Genomic DNA, 15,657 nt, shown 5'->3' on the forward strand with positions numbered 1-15,657 from the left:
GCCGAGAATTCATTCCAAGGCATTTTCGTATTCGCTAGCAGCGCTGTCGGACAGCATGTCAGCGGTATCCGAGTGAACGCAGGCTCCCGTTTGCGCCGTAGCGCCTTTGCTACGCCCTCCACGCCTTCGCGCCATCGCAGCGAGTCGGTCCTCCGGCGGCTGCGCACGCACTAGGAAATTCAGAGACGTCAACTTAGGGAGCTGTCCAGAATGACGAAGTACAAGCTTGAGTACATCTGGCTCGATGGCTATACGCCCGTGCCCAACCTGCGCGGTAAGACGCAGATTAAGGAATACAGCTCTTTCCCCGATCTCGCCGACCTTCCTCTCTGGGGCTTCGATGGCTCTTCGACGAAGCAGGCTGAGGGCCACAGTTCCGATTGCGTCTTGAAGCCCGTCGCTCACTATCCCGATCCCGCTCGCACGAACGGCGTGCTCGTAATGTGCGAAGTGATGATGCCTGATGGAGTCACCCCGCATGCATCGAACAAGCGCGCGACCATCCTCGATGACTCCGGCGCTTGGTTCGGCTTCGAGCAGGAATACTTCTTCTACAAGAACGGCCGTCCGCTCGGTTTTCCCGAGGCTGGCTACCCGGCTCCCCAGGGCGAGTACTACACGGGCGTTGGATACAAGAATGTCGGCGACGTCGCCCGCTCGATCGTTGAAGAGCATCTCGACCTGTGCCTTGCTGCCGGCATCAACCACGAAGGCATCAACGCCGAAGTGGCGAAGGGCCAGTGGGAATTCCAGATTTTCGGCAAGGGCTCCAAGAAGGCCGCTGACGAAATGTGGATCGCTCGCTATCTGCTTCTCCGCCTCACGGAAAAGTACGGCATCGATATCGAGTTCCACTGCAAGCCGCTCGGTGACACCGACTGGAACGGCTCGGGCATGCATGCCAACTTCTCGACCGAGTATCTGCGCACCGTCGGCGGCAAGCCGTACTTCGAGGCGCTGATGGCGCAGTTCGACAAGAACCTGATGGATCACATCAACGTCTACGGTCCAGACAACGACAAGCGTCTGACCGGCAAGCACGAGACGGCACCGTGGAACAAGTTCAGCTACGGCGTTGCTGACCGTGGCGCTTCGATCCGCGTTCCGCACTCGTTCGTGAAGAATGGTTACAAGGGTTACCTTGAGGATCGCCGCCCGAACTCGCAGGGCGACCCATACCAGATTGCTTCTCAGATCCTCAAAACGATCTCCGAGGTTCCGACGGGCGCTGCCGCGAAGGCTGCTTAAGCCTTCAAATCATGGCGCCGGCTCTCGCGAGTTGGCGCCATGACTCTATCTGGCGTAGGTTCCGCCAGCCCCAATCTGCGGTCTTCCCGACGAATAATGAAACGGGACCGTCCGATGCTACGTACTCATCTGTGCACATGCCCGGAATTCGACCGGCATTGATGCATTAAGATCGGTTTACGTTAGAGATCGGAAATGTTGCTGTTCATCCTCGCTTACCTTGGCGGCGTCCTGACGATTGTCAGCCCGTGCATCTTGCCGGTGCTCCCTTTCGTATTCGCGCGCGCAGACAAGCCTTTCCTCCAGAACGGCATGCCGACGCTTCTCGGCATGGCCGCGACGTTCGCGGTGGTGGCCAGCCTTGCGGCGGTCGGAGGCGGATGGGCGGTCGCCGCAAATGAGTATGGACGCTACGCGGCTTTGATCCTAGTTGCGGTTTTCGGGCTCGCCCTAGTATTCCCGGAACTGTCCGATCGTCTGTCACGGCCGCTCGTTGCGCTGGGTAACCAACTGTCGCAAAAGGCAGATGCGGCAGCCGAAGGGCATGCCTCCATTTGGCCGTCGCTTCTTCTCGGCGTCGCGATCGGTCTGCTGTGGGCCCCTTGCGCCGGGCCGGTGCTGGGTCTGATCCTTACCGGCGCCGCGCTGAACGGTGCAAGCACCGGTACGACGATTTTGCTGCTCGCCTATGCCGCTGGCGCGGCGACGTCGTTGGCGCTCGCGCTGCTTGCCGGCGGGCAGGTGTTCGCAGCCATGAAGAGGTCGCTGGGAGCCGGTGAGTGGGTGCGCCGCGGCGTCGGCGTGCTGGTCCTCGTTGCGGTTGCCGCTATCGCCCTCGGTGCCGACACCGGCGCCCTCACGCGACTGTCGGTCGCCAGTACTGGCGCGATCGAGCAGCGCCTCGTCGATGCGTTCGGCGGGCATGCCGAAATGGCAAAGCAGGATGCGACAGGCGGTGAAGACAATTCCGATGACCTCCAGATTGAAGGCAAGATGCCGTCCATCGATGGTGCTGTCGCTTGGCTCAATTCAAAGCCGCTCACCCGCGAGGAGCTCAAAGGCAAAGTGGTGCTGATCGACTTTTGGACCTACTCGTGCATCAACTGCCTGCGCGCGCTGCCCTACGTAGAGGCCTGGGCAAAGAAATATCAGAACGAAGGACTTGTGGTCATCGGCGTTCACGCGCCCGAGTTCGCCTTCGAAAAGAACATCGCGAACGTGAAGACGGCCGTCGCCGATCTCGGCATTACCTATCCCGTCGCGATCGACAATAATTACGCCATCTGGCGCGCGTTCAACAATGAGTATTGGCCCGCGCATTATTTCATCGATGCGAACGGCGATATCCGCCACCACCACTTCGGCGAAGGCAAGTATGACGTCTCAGAGCGCGTCATCCAGAAGTTGCTGGCTGAAGCGGGAAACAAGAATGTATCCACTGGTGTCGTCTCTGTCAGCGCATCGGGAATCGAAGCGAAGCCGTCCGAGACCGTGAACTCTCCAGAGACCTATGTCGGCTACCGCCGCGCGGAAAACTTCGTGTCGGCCGGTGGAGCTGTTCGCGACGTCTCGCACGACTACACTGGATCACCTCGCGACCTCAATGATTGGTCCTTAAACGGTAATTGGACGATCACACCGGAACACGCCCAGCTGAACGCGGCGGGCGGAAGCATCGCCTACAAGTTTCGCGCTCGAGATCTCCATCTCGTCTTGGGCCCCGGCGCCGATCAAAAGCCGGTGCGCTTTAAGATCACGATCGACGGCAAGGCTCCCGGGGACAATCACGGCGCCGACACGGATGCCGAGGGCACGGGCGTCGTGGCGAATGAACGGCTTTATCAGCTGGTTCGACAATCGGGTTCCGTCGAAGACCATGTCTTCAGGATCGAGTTTCTTGATCCAGGCGTTCAGGCATTCGCGTTTACGTTCGGGTGACAAAAATCCAGAGCGAATGTCTCAACCCACGGATGCAGGATCCTTCCGCTCGCCGCGCGTATCGCCGGCGAGCCGCCAGAATGCCGCGAGTTTTGCTGCATCGTGATACTCGACCTGTTCGGCAATGCGAAATCCTTCCAGACGAAGGATCTGCCTAAGTGAGAGATTGATGGTGTGCCCTGACGCTTTGTGCCGGATGACCGCGGAGAGGCGCGTGCGGATGAGCCCGCGATCCTCACGAACTGAGTCGATGCGGGCCTGGCTATCGCAAGCATCCATTGATGCCCTAAGGCGTCGCCGCAAGTTGTCCTTTCCCTCGATCCTCAACGTTTCCCCGTTGGGACCGCCGGCATTCGTTATGTAGACGAGATCATCGACGTATTTTTCGAGCACGCCCTCAATGCTCCCGGAGTTCCAAGCCTCCTGAGACGCTAGCAGCATCGCCCTGACAGTCTCGATGTTTAAGCCCAAGGCCTGCCTTTTATCCGAACCACGTCGGGGGAAATGGCCGACGATCGCTATGCTATTCATACATGAGCGGGTAAGGCGATTTCTACGTCGCATTTGCGATTACAATGTTCGAGCTCGTGCAAATTCACTTTACCGGATTTCAGACGACCTGCGGCTAAGTTGGGCAGACCGCTTAGAGTGGCTCGAATATCTCCGCAACGTGCTTCGCTTCCGCGAGGCATATTTCGGCGCGGCTTTAACGGGGGGTGTGACGTCGGCGATCAACTGAACCGGGGCTTTGGCCTTCAGTTGCACGACTTTGTATCCGCCCTCTTTCAGTTTGAGCAGCAGTTGGGGTACTGCGTCTGCTGTCCACTTATGGATATCGTGCATCAAGATGATACCGCGCCCGCGCGCCTTCAGTCCGGCCATGACACGCGAAATGACGGGGCCGGAGCTTCGCATCCGCCAGTCTGAAGAGTCGATGTCCACGGCGAATTGCGCGATGTTCCGGCTCTTGAAATAGTCTTCAGCAAGCTTGCTGCTGCTCAGGTACGGGTAGCGGAAGAACGGTGCGACAGGCTCGGGGCTGTTTTTTTGGACGATGTTGATCGTCGCCTCAACCTCATGAGTTATTTCCGGCAGGGTGAGACGCGCAACGTTGGGATGAGACCATGTGTGCGTACCGATCGTATGCCCCTGCGCAGCGACCTCTTTCACGACTTCGGGATGCGCAGCCACCATCTCGCCGACCATGAAGAAGGTCGCCTTCGTGCACTGTTTGGCGAGAGCTGCCAGAATCTCACGGGTGTCAGCCGGCGACGGGCCATCGTCGAATGTCAGGACGACCTCGCCGGGCGCGAGGAAATTGCGGTCACCGTGGGGTTCTCCAAACCAAGGCCCGTCCTTCGGATCAACCTCAATCGTGCGGGAGACGCCGAGCGCGCCCGCCGGGCACGCCTCGTCCGCGATCACCGGAGGGCAAAGAGACAAAGCGACCATGGCCGCACTCAACGCAATCTTCCATCTCGCTCGCATACTTTGCCATCCCCCAGTTGGCACGCTGTGCGTGATCACAGGCGATGCCCCACTCCTGGCTCGCCGAACGCTCATACAACAAATTACGCAAAAACCGAACGGCGGCCGTGGGCCGCAAAGCTCGTGCCGGCACAATCTCGGCCTTTTTGCCCGCGATCGGTAGAATCCGGTGCCGGATAGGTCGCCAATCGGACGGACATTTACCGGCTCGCAATCGAATCTCTGCCACACTTCCCTAGCAAAGTCCTTAACATGTCCCGGCCAGGAGATGACGTGCGCAAGTTCCTACTATTGTTAGGCTGTTTTGCCGCGAGCCCCCTGGTTGCCGAGGAGGCGAAGCTTAAAGGCGAAGCGATCAAAACGACGCTCGCCGGAGCCTTGATCGCGATCGATACGCCGGTCGGGAGCACTGTGTCCGTGCGGATCGGCCATGATGGCATGATGACAGGCGAAGCCGGAACGGCTCTGGGAGCTGTCCTTGGCGCGGCAAAGGACCGGGGTCGCTGGTGGGTCGCGCAAGATCAGGTCTGCTTTAAGTGGTTTCGTTGGTTCGACGCTGAAGAGCGCTGTGCCACGTTCACGATCGAGGGCACGCATCTAACGTGGCGCAAGTCCGACGGCGACACCGGCACGGGCACGATTGTCGAGCAGGCTCAACCTGTCTCCAGACCAGCCGCGATCGTGGCCGAGGCGCCCAAGAAGTCCGAGCTGCCTGCGCACAAGGCCGAGCATAAGCCCACGATCCTCGCTGCCTCAGAATTGCCGGAGCCAAAACCGAAGTTATCGTCCTCCGTCACTCCGCAAGCTAAGCCTTTGGCAGCTGCGGCTCCAGTGGTGAAAAAAACGGCCCCGCCGCACGAAACGGTCGTCGCGATGAGTGTTCCCCCGCCCCGACCTGCCGTTCGGCCGGCCGTTCATCACGACAAGGTCGCCGTCGCGTCCGTGAAGCCTCAGTTTTTCAAACCTGCAAAAGCGCGTGCGGCCAAGGTTGAGCCCATCCGTGTTCAGGCTCCGACGGTTGAGCGCCATCCGTTCCGCGTCGCCGGTGTCGATCCCTCAGACGTGTTGAACATCAGAACCGGGCCCTCGTCGGACTATCAGTCGGTCGGATCGATAGCGCCGGACAGCCGGGGTATCGCGATCACCGGACCTTGCCAGAACGATTGGTGTCCGGTGAAGCATCGGACGTTGGTAGGCTGGGTGAACCGCCGCTACCTCGCGGAGGAAACGGCTTCAAACACCGCAACAATTTCCGAACCGAACTATTGGGACCCGGCGCCCTGACTTAGTCAGCCGCGCCCAAGGGCCTACTAGCCTCCTGATAGGGCTACGACCCTGCGGAACCGAAGCAGCGCCACAAGCAAGAACAATCCCCCGATCAGGCCAACGGCAACGAACTTTGGCCAAACGACATCGAAGCCGGCGCCGCGATAAAGTATTCCCTGAGCGAAGGCCACGAAGTGCGTCGAGGGTGATGCCTGCATTACCGCGCGAAGGAACGGCGGCATGCTTTCGAGCGGGGTATTGGCGCCGGACAGAAGGTTCAAAGGCACCGCGACCAAGATATACAGCAATCCTAGTTGCGGCATCGTTCGCGCAATCGTCGCCAGGAATATGCCGATCGCGGTCGAGAAAAACAGATAGATCATCACGCCAACCATGAAGAGTGGGATGGACCCGGCGATCGGGACATGCAGCAATCGCTGAACGACAAAAAACAGCGACAACGCGACGGCAATTGTGATCACGAGCGCGTTGGCCCAAATCTTCGACATGGCGATCTCGAAAGGCGTTACAGGCATGACGAGAAGGTGATCCATCGTTCCATGCTCGCGCTCGCGCACGATTGCCGCGCCGGCCAGAATGATCGCGAGCATGTTGACCGAACTGATGATGCCCATCACGGACGTGAACCAAGCCGTCGTGACATTTGGATTGAACGCAATACGCAACGATAGCGTCACTGCAGGGGTGGGCGTCGCTTCGCTGCGCGATACGAATTTCGCTGTTTCGGCAGCAACAATCTGCTCGGCGTAACTCGAGCCGATCCCAGCCTGGATCATAGCAGTGGCATCTACGATGATTTGAATCGTGGGCTTTCGACCGCCTAGGACGTCGCTCTCGAATCTCGGCGGGATGTCGATGACGAACGTGTACTGCCCCGTATTCATTAGCCGATCGACATCGCGCTCGTCGATGTACTGAGGCGTCTTGAAATAGGGCGGCAGAAAGCCCTGCGCGATCCGTCGCGACAGCTCCGAATGGTCCTCATCCACGATAGCTATGGAGGCGTTGTGAAGCTCCTGCGAGTTGCTCTGCGCCTGTGCGATCACAGCGAGCGAGAATGAATATATTACGAGGCCAAGCAAGACCCAGTCGCGCGAGAGACTGCGCAGCTCTTTCATCCCGAGCCAGTAGATGTTCGAAAGCTTGCGCATCAGCATCACGTTTCCTGCTTGCGCAAAAGGATCAAGCTGAGGAACGTGAGACAGGGAATAAAAAGCGCTAAAATTCCTATATGCCGCGCGAGATCGAAAAAGCTGAGGCCCTTTGTAAAGGTTCCCACGCTGATCGGGACATAGTAGGTCATCGGAAACAGCCGGCCGAGAATCGCGCCAAATCCCGTGATCGATGAGACCGGCGTCATCATTCCGGAGAACATCGTGGCCGGCAGCACCGTCATGATGGCGGTTCCAAACAGGGCCGCGATCTGCGTTCGCGTGAAGGAAGAAATGACCATCCCGTACCCGGTGGTGGCGGTCACGTAGGCAAGCGATCCAAGCAATAGAGCCAAGAAGCTTCCCTTCAGCGGCACGTTGAAAATGAAGAGTGCCATCAGGAACAGAACCAGGAAGTTGATCATCGCCACGGCAACATACGGAATCTGCTTGCCGATAAGAAACTCGAGCCGCGTGACCGGCGTAACGTACAGGTTCGTGATCGAGCCAAGCTCTTTCTCGCGTACGATCGCAAGCGCCATCAAGATTGCCGGAATGAGTGCCAGCTGCATCGCGATAGTCGATGGCACCATTGCATAGATGCTGTCGAAATCTTGATTATAGCGGAAGCGAACCTCGATGTTCTCAGGGGCGTCGGCCCTCGACAGCCCGACGTGGCCCCGGATCGCCGGATCCGAGAGAAATTGCTGGTGCGCACCCTGAATATAGCCACGAATGGTCTCGGCTCGAAACGGCATCGCGCCATCCACCCAGACGGCCACCTCCGTCGGCCTTCCACGCCGGATATCGCGTCCAAAACCAGGCGGGATCTCCACCGTCGCCGAAACCGCTCCGCTCTTTAAGCGGTTCTGCAAGTCAGCCGCGTCCTTGAGCGGCGGCTGTTCGACGAAGTAGGCCGAGCCTCGCAATTCGCCGAGATACGCCCGGCTCTCGAAACTGTCGTCACGATCTAGGACGGCGAACGACAGGGAATTGACATCCGTCGTTATTCCGAACCCGAAGATGAGCATGAGAAAGGCAGTGCCCAGAAGCGCGAAGCTCATGCGGATTGGGTCGCGCCACAACTCAAGAGCCTCTCTGATCGTGTAGGCCATCATCCGCCGTGGGGAGAAACTTTCCAAAACCTCTTCCGCCGTCGCGTTTTCGGCCCGTGCCGACAGCGAGCCAATTTCAAACTGAGGCTGATGATCCTTGGGCCGCTTGGGAGCGGCTTCCTCCAAGTATGAAATGAACGCGTCTTCCAGCGTTGCCGCGTTGCGAGCTCGCATCAAGTTTTCTGGCGTATCGGTCGCAAGAACGCGTCCGGCGTTCATGAGCGCAATCCGGTCACAGCGCGCCGCCTCGTTCATGAAATGCGTCGACACAAAGATCGTCACGCCGTTCTTTCGCGACAGCTCGATCAACAACTCCCAAAATCCGTCTCTCGCAATCGGATCGACGCCAGACGTTGGCTCATCGAGAATGAGAAGCTCTGGTTCGTGTACGACAGCAACGGCGAGCGACAGTCGCTGCCGGATGCCGAGCGGAAGATCCTCCGCGAGCTTGTCGATGTAATCAGCCAGTCCGAACCGGTCGACAAGGTAGGCAAGGCGATCCTTGATCGCGGCAGGCGCTAGGTTGAAAAGCCTCGCATGCAAATCAAGATTTTGCCGCACCGTAAGCTCGCTGTAGAGAGAGAAAGCTTGCGACATGTAACCGACGCGCATTCGAGAGCGCATGTCGTTGGCGTCGATGGGATCGCCAAAAAGTGTTGCACTCCCTTCATTCGACGGCAGAAGCCCCGTCAGCATTTTCATCGTGGTCGATTTCCCGCAGCCGTTTGAGCCCAGGAAGCCGAAAATCTCTCCGCGCCCGATATCGAAGCTCACGTGATCTACTGCGGTGAAATCGCCGAAGCGACGCGTGAGATCGCGGGCAACAATCACCGCGTCATCGGCAATTTGGCTTCTTGGCGGTATCGTGAGGGTATGTCGACCTGACTTTATTTCAGTCGGCAGAAGCTCGATGAAAGCTTCTTCTATGGTGCCTTTCGCAGTCTTTTCCTTAAGGTCCGATGGCGAGCCCGTTGCCAGAACTTTGCCGGCGTTCATTGCCACCAGCCAATCAAAGCGTTCTGCTTCGTCCATGTAGGCCGTTGCGACCGCAACACTCATGCCCGGTCGACGCGAGCGCATTTCTCCGATGAGTTCCCAGAACTGGCGGCGAGAGAGGGGGTCCACGCCGGTAGTGGGTTCGTCAAGAAGCAGCAGATCCGGATCGTGCACGAGAGAGCAGCAAAGTCCGAGCTTCTGCCGCATGCCTCCAGACAATTTTTGGGCTGGACGGTCCGCGAATGGCTCCAGACCCGTGCTTTCAAGCAGGTTGGCGATGCGCGCCTCTCGCTCCAATCGCGCCTGGCCAAAGAGACGGGCAAAGAACTCGATGTTCTCTCGCACGCTGAGGTCCGGATAAAGATTCTTACCCAATCCCTGAGGCATATACGCAATGCGTGGGCAAATCCCTCTTCGCGCGACCGCGCTCGACATGTCGGCATCAAAGACAGTAACGCGGCCGGATTGAATCTGCCGTGCGCCTGAGATCAGCGCCAGTAGCGTTGACTTGCCGACTCCGTCCGGGCCTATAAGTCCAATCATTTGGCCGGACGGCAATTCAATCGTTAGATTGTCGAGCGCGGCCACGGTGCCGTACCTGTGGGTGACGCCTTCCAGGCAAGCGACGGCTGGTCCGCCTGTCGCGTTCACGGCGTCCCCTTGAGGCGCTCCGGCCAATCCGCCTTCGAGTCCGTCAAAACATAAGCGTCCCCCGGCAAACCGCTGCGAACATAGTCAGCTTTCTCCAACGATCGTGCTGGATCGATGCGAACCCGAACGCGGAACATGAGCTTGTCACGCTCGGTCTGTGTCTCGACCATTTTCGGCGTGAATTGCGCCTGGTCGGCGATAAAGGTCACTTTTGCCGGGATCGGGTGATCGGGATAAGCGTCGAGAACAATTCGTGCGTCGTTCCCAATTCGGACACGTCCGGCATCGAGCGTTGGAAGGTAGACATCCATGTAGACGTAACCGAAGTCGAGCATCGTGAAGACTTTACCGCCGGCTCCGAGTACCTCGCCGGTATTGGCGATGCGGTAAGCGATACGTCCATCTCTCGGTGCGACCAACGTATTGTCGGCAATGTTCACGCGATAAAGGTCTGCATCATGATTGGCGGCCTCAAGCGCGTGCTCAGCCTCCGTAACTCTCGCCTGAGCTGCAAGTTCGCCGGCCTTCGCCGAATTCAACGCCTGCTCGCGCTGATCGAAAACTTGTTTCGTGACCCAGCCGGACTTTAACAGCGCCTCCGCGCGAGCCATCTCCTGCTGGGCGAGAATGACCTGACTATGCTGCTGATTGAGAAGCGCATTTGCTTCGCTGATGATCTTCTTTGCTTGCTCAGCCTGCGCTTCGGATTTCTTCAGCGAGGTCTCGAGGTCGCGGGTATCCATCACCGCGAGGACCTGTCCAGCGGCGACCTTCGCTCCCTCATCGACGCGCAATTGGGCTATGCGGCCCGAAAATTTTGTCGCTATGTCTATAGGGTCGGCTTCTATGCGCCCATTGCCATATACGATCGCGGCAGGAAGGGGCGGAACGCGATGCAGCCACCAATAGCCGCCACCGACTGCGAGCGCCAGACCGGCGAGTGCGGCGACGAGCAGACGCCATCGAAAAAAGCGCCGCGAGTCTTTGTCGATCCCGAGATGAGATTGCGGCGATAAAGCTTTGCCTCCAGCCCGCTGATCGGCGGCGGGCATTTCCGTGAATTCGGCAGGCTTCTGCGTCGTCGGTTGCTCAACTTGCATTTTGGACCGCTACCCCAGGTGCGCAAGCGTGCCGGAAGCCTCGATCTCACCGTGCATCGCGCCGTCATCCCATCGATTGTTAACTTCGCCTGGCTCGGAAATCGTTGACCTGGAGCAAATTTGTGTTGCGTCGCGGAAGTAAGCATTGCGGGCGGCTCGCTATCGGTGCTTCGTTAAGAGGGGCTTTGTGTTCCCCAGAGTTCGCCGCTTGATATACAGTATAGGGATGATGGTGATGGTCGGTTCGGCCTTCGCAGTCGTAGTTCGTTTCCTAAAATCAGCGCAGCACCGTCAGTACAATTCGTCCAAATCTGGAGCAGTTCATGGCCACTCGCCGCGAATTCATCGGCACGCTTCCCGCCGCCGGCGCGGCGTTCGCCATTGCCGGATCCTTCGCCTTCGAAGACAGCCCCGCGCGAGCACAACCGGCATCGGTTCCGGCCGCCGGACATTTTCATCCCAAAGGCAAGGCTCCTTCTACGTATACGCTCGAGGTGCTTCGCAAAGCGAAAGCCTCGTTGCCCCTTGCCGATGAAAGAGATCTCGAGGAGCAAAAGAAGGGGCTCATTGCGCCCATGAAAGATCTCAAGATCATGGCGGATGCAGGTCATGTCGCCTGGGACATGGAGCGCTTTCAATTCCTTAACAGTGAGGAGGAATTTGAAAGCGTGCATCCTTCACTGATCCGCCAATCGAGATTGAACAACAACTACGGACTCTATGAGGTCATCCCGGGCATCTATCAGGTCCGAGGGTTTGATCTTTCGGACATCAGCTTCGTTCGCGGTAAAACAGGCTGGATCGTCTTCGATCCGCTCGTCTCTGCTGAAACGGCGCGCGCAGCCTGGAAATTATTCCAAGACCACGTGGGTGAGGGTTTGCCGATCTCTGCGGTGATTTACTCGCACACCCATGGTGATCATTGGGGCGGTGTCCGCGGTATTGTGAATGACGCAGACGTGCGCTCGGGCAAGATTCCAATCATCGCGCCTGCGGGCTTCATGGACTTCACGATTTCGGAGAACGTCTACGCTGGGAACGCGATGAACCGGCGCCTCTTCTATCAATACGGTCTACTGCTGCCCGCGAGCCCATTCGGTTACGTTGGGCAAGGCTTGGGTCAAGCAGTCTCTGCCGGAGCCTCCGGTCTCATCGCGCCAACCCAATTCGTGTCCCAGCCCATCGAGGAACTTGAAGTCGATGGCGTGCGCATGGTGTTTCAGAATACGCCGAATACCGAAGCACCCCGGGAGATGAACACATACATCCCGGAAATGAAGGCGCTCTGGATGGCGGAGAATGTGATCGCATCGCTCCATAACATTTATACGCTTCGTGGTGCGCCCGTTCGCGATCCGCTCAATTGGTCGAAATATATTGGCGAGGCCTTATACCGGTTTGGCCTTGAGGCCGAGGTCATGTTCGCATCGCATCACTGGCCGAGATGGGGCAATGAGCGCATTCAGGAGGTTTTGCGGGCTCAGCGCGATCTCTACGCCAATATGAACAATCAGGTTCTGCACCTGGCCAACAATGGCGTCACCATCAACCAGGTCCACAACGTCTATGCCGTCCCTAAAAGTCTGCAGGATAAATGGCATTGCCGCGGCTACCACGGCTCTCCTCAGCACAACGCCCGCGGTGTTATTCAACGCTATCTGGGATTTTGGGACTGCAATCCCACAACGCTGATACCGCATTCGCCCGAAGACTCTGCACCCCTGTATGTTGAGATGATGGGAGGCGCCGATAAGATTCTTGCGCGCGGGCGCGAGCTGCATGACGCGGGAAAGTATCTGCTCGCCTCCGAAATTGTGAACAAGTTGGTTCAGGCGCAGCCCGAGAACAGCGAGGCCAAAGATCTCCTGGCCGACATCTTTGAGCAGCTCGGCTATCAGCAGGAAAATCCGGGTCTGAGAAACAGTTTCCTCGCAGGCGCCTACGAACTTCGGACCGGCATTCCGCAAGGTGAGACCGCGAGTTCCAGCAGTCCGGACGTGATCCGCGCCATGTCGACCGAACTGTTCTTAAATTTTCTCGCCATTCGCATGGATGCTACGAAGGCTGAAGACCTGCATTTCACGATAAATCTAATCACACCCGACAACGGCGAGAAATTCATCATTGAGCTTGCCAACGCAACGCTGACCAACATCCAGGGCTTTCAGTCAGAAAAGCCGGATCTCACTCTAACGATCGACCGCTCCGCGTTAGAGCAAACGATGATGGGCCTAAAAACCCTCGAAGCCCAAATCGCGGACGGCACCGCAAAGGTCCAAGGAGACGTCCAGATTCTTTACCAGCTGGCCGGCCTGATGGTCGACTTCGATCCACGATTCGAAATCATGCCCGGCACGAAACTCAGGACGGTAGCGGTGGCTCATGCGGATCCCTATGAGGCACTCCCGGGTGAGATCATAGCTGAGTAACCCTGACGCCAAAGAAGGCAGGCAAACCGACTAAACTGAAAACCGATCGAAATCGGCAGCGACAACTGCGCCCGGGAAGATCGCGCTGGCCTCTGCGAAAATTTCTCCCGCGCCATATCGGCCCGAGACATGCGTCAGCACCAGCCGTCGCACGCCATTCTGCGCGGCCAGCTGGGCGCCTTCCGCCGCAGTTAAATGGCCGTAATCGCGCGCGATCGCTGCATCGCGATCAAGAAATGTCGCTTCGATGATCAGCATGTCGGCGTCGCGTACGTGCTGCGCAATCCCCTGGGTCGACTCGATATCGCCGACCACCACCAGTTTACGCCCGCCTTCGGGGGGGCCCAGAACATCATCAGGCCTGATACTCAAGCCCGATGGAAGCGTTGCCTCCATTCCGCTAGCAAGCCTGCTTCGGATGGGACCGTCGGGCACGCCGAGTTCTTGCAGACGCTCCGCCAGAAGATGGCGGCGTGGCGCGACCTCGAAAATATACGCTAAGCTGTCGCTGTCTCAGTGTGAGACCGGGAAGCAGCTGATCGCAAAACCGTCCACTTCGATCCGCTGCCCTCCCTCTAAGGGCTCTAGCTCCAGCGCGATCGGAGGACACTGGTTTGGCCAAAAGCCCGCGATGATGCCCGCGACGATCTCAAGCGTATGCCGGCTCCCGTTGATCATGATAGGCCCATGCGATTGCTGCAGGCCAAGTGTAGCGAGTAGCCCAGGCAAACCGAGAACATGGTCGAAGTGAGCATGCGTGAAAAGAATGCGATGCGGGCGCCGTAAGCCGACACCTGCTCTTAGCATCTGCCGCTGGGTGCCCTCGCCGCAATCGACCAGCATCCGCGTGCCTCCGAACGAGACGAGGAGCCCAGGTTGATTGCGCTCCGTGGAGGGAATGCTGGCGGAGGTACCCAAGAACACGACTTCAAACATGATCGTCTCCGAACCTTCCGTCCCATATCAGATGATAAGGTCACGGAGCCGTGTTGAGGCGTCGATCGTCCTGCGAAAGAAGTCCGCGAATGACCTTCGGCGCAAGCAGACCTTGAAAGACGATCGTGAAGATCACAACCGCATAGCATGCGGCGACCAGTGCATCACGATAGGCCCCGGTGTCGGACACGACCTGCGTGAGTGCAACAGAGATAGCGCCGCGCAAGCCCAACCAGGTCATCAAGATGGGAATTCGCCGGTCACCGCGCAATCCAAACCCAAATATCGAGAACGGCAGCACGATACTGAAATAGCGGGCTATGAAGGCCAGCGGTATCGCGACAGCGGCGGACAAGAGAGCGAGTGGACTGAAATTCAGGGTCAGAATCTCGAATCCTAAAAGCATGAACAGGAAAACATTCAGAAGTCCATCGACGAGGGACCAACATTCGTTGAGCTTGGCTCGCCGCAACTTTTCTCCCGGCGCCAATCGGTTCGACAAAAGAATTCCGCAGCAGACGACCGCAACCGGAGCAGACAGCTCGAAAGCGGATGCAAGTCTATATGTACCAAGCGCCAGGGCGAGCGAACCAAAGATGGCGATCTCGTCATCGCGGACCATCGATATAATGAATGACGCCGCAAGCCCCGTAACCAGACCTAAAACGGCGCCTCCGCCGCCCTCCACAACCATGGCATAGAGAAGATGCCCGTTGCCAAGCACGTCATGCTGGCCCGTCAGAATAGCTAGCGACGCAAGAAACAGCACGATTGCCGTGCCATCGTTGAACAGGCTCTCGCCGACGACGATCGTTTTTAACGATTCCGGCAAGGCGCTTTTACTCAGGAGTTCTTCGACCGCGACTGCGTCTGTCGGCGCCAAGATCGCGCCTAAAACAAAGCACCAGGACAATGGAATCGGCATACCGCAGATCTGCAAAATCGCCCAAAACAACAACGTAAAGACAGTACACGATAGGATGACACCCAAAGTCGCGAGGCAGAATACGGACGCCGCGTTACGACGTAAGCTGGATACGTCTGTTTGCAGGCTAGCCGCGAAGAGGAGCAACGCGAGAACACCATCCAACAAAATTTTTGGAAGATGCGCATCGTCCACTCGCCTCTGGAGGACGACAGCGAACTGGCTATGCCCCGTGACACGGGCGATTGCTAATAGAATGATGGAAACCGCGAGCGCCCCAAGGAGCTGGGCGATGACGTTCGGCAGATGCAGATATCGCTCGTTGATGATACCTATGGCGGTAGCGAGGACCAGAAGAAGAGCGCCAATATCGAACGCCGACATTTACGGGAG

10 protein-coding genes and 1 pseudogene are annotated in these 15,657 nt (G+C 58.1%); 4 read left to right on the top strand and 7 right to left on the bottom strand.

The window, feature by feature from the left end:
- Positions 1 to 210 precede the first annotated feature (210 nt).
- Both EKK30_RS01830 and EKK30_RS01835 read left to right on the top strand, forming a co-directional pair.
- Positions 211 to 1,248, top strand: a complete 1,038-nt coding sequence (locus EKK30_RS01830; RefSeq protein WP_290979395.1) for a glutamine synthetase beta-grasp domain-containing protein — start codon at positions 211 to 213, stop codon at positions 1,246 to 1,248.
- A 195-nt stretch (positions 1,249 to 1,443) separates the two neighbouring features.
- The gene (locus EKK30_RS01835) at positions 1,444 to 3,186 is read left to right on the top strand and encodes a cytochrome c biogenesis protein DipZ (RefSeq protein WP_290979398.1); all 1,743 of its coding nucleotides are present in this window, start codon (positions 1,444 to 1,446) and stop codon (positions 3,184 to 3,186) included.
- A gap of 21 nt (positions 3,187 to 3,207) precedes the next feature.
- Here EKK30_RS01835 and EKK30_RS01840 read toward each other — a convergent pair whose 3' ends face one another.
- Positions 3,208 to 3,627 (bottom strand): nuclear transport factor 2 family protein, encoded by a 420-nt coding sequence (locus tag EKK30_RS01840; protein WP_290979403.1) that lies wholly within the window; start codon positions 3,625 to 3,627, stop codon positions 3,208 to 3,210.
- Positions 3,628 to 3,786: 159 nt separating this feature from the next.
- Positions 3,787 to 4,674 carry a polysaccharide deacetylase family protein gene (locus tag EKK30_RS01845; RefSeq protein ID WP_290979406.1) on the bottom strand — a complete coding sequence of 296 codons (888 nt, stop codon included), beginning with the start codon at positions 4,672 to 4,674 and terminating at the stop codon, positions 3,787 to 3,789.
- 273 nt (positions 4,675 to 4,947) lie between these two features.
- Between EKK30_RS01845 and EKK30_RS01850 the strand changes: the two genes are divergently transcribed.
- Complete coding sequence (locus EKK30_RS01850) at positions 4,948 to 5,958, top strand: SH3 domain-containing protein (protein ID WP_290979409.1); 1,011 nt, start codon at positions 4,948 to 4,950, stop codon at positions 5,956 to 5,958.
- Between the two features lie 26 nt (positions 5,959 to 5,984).
- Here the strand turns inward: EKK30_RS01850 and EKK30_RS01855 are convergent, their stop codons facing one another.
- From EKK30_RS01855 to EKK30_RS01865, 3 genes are read right to left on the bottom strand one after another with little or no spacing between them, the layout of a single operon-like run.
- Positions 5,985 to 7,112, bottom strand: coding sequence for an ABC transporter permease (locus EKK30_RS01855; protein ID WP_290979412.1), 1,128 nt, complete (start codon positions 7,110 to 7,112; stop codon positions 5,985 to 5,987).
- A 5-nt stretch (positions 7,113 to 7,117) separates the two neighbouring features.
- Positions 7,118 to 9,874, bottom strand: coding sequence for a ribosome-associated ATPase/putative transporter RbbA (gene rbbA, locus EKK30_RS01860; protein WP_290979415.1), 2,757 nt, complete (start codon positions 9,872 to 9,874; stop codon positions 7,118 to 7,120).
- Positions 9,871 to 10,974: an HlyD family efflux transporter periplasmic adaptor subunit gene (locus EKK30_RS01865; protein ID WP_290979418.1), complete on the bottom strand. Its 1,104-nt coding sequence runs from the start codon at positions 10,972 to 10,974 to the stop codon at positions 9,871 to 9,873. Before EKK30_RS01865 ends, rbbA begins: the two co-directional genes overlap by 4 nt.
- A 323-nt stretch (positions 10,975 to 11,297) precedes the next feature.
- Here EKK30_RS01865 and EKK30_RS01870 point away from each other — a divergent pair, with 323 nt between their 5' ends.
- Positions 11,298 to 13,403, top strand: coding sequence for an alkyl sulfatase dimerization domain-containing protein (locus tag EKK30_RS01870; RefSeq protein WP_290979421.1), 2,106 nt, complete (start codon positions 11,298 to 11,300; stop codon positions 13,401 to 13,403).
- A gap of 30 nt (positions 13,404 to 13,433) precedes the next feature.
- On the opposite strand, the pseudogene EKK30_RS01875 reads toward EKK30_RS01870, so the two are convergent.
- Both EKK30_RS01875 and EKK30_RS01880 read right to left on the bottom strand, forming a co-directional pair.
- Positions 13,434 to 14,339, bottom strand: a pseudogene (locus EKK30_RS01875) (ribonuclease Z).
- Between the two features lie 40 nt (positions 14,340 to 14,379).
- Positions 14,380 to 15,648, bottom strand: coding sequence for a cation:proton antiporter (locus EKK30_RS01880; protein ID WP_290979424.1), 1,269 nt, complete (start codon positions 15,646 to 15,648; stop codon positions 14,380 to 14,382).
- Positions 15,649 to 15,657: the final 9 nt, after the last annotated feature.

Source organism: Hyphomicrobium sp., assembly GCF_003987855.1.
Taxonomy (GTDB): domain Bacteria; phylum Pseudomonadota; class Alphaproteobacteria; order Rhizobiales; family Hyphomicrobiaceae; genus Hyphomicrobium_B.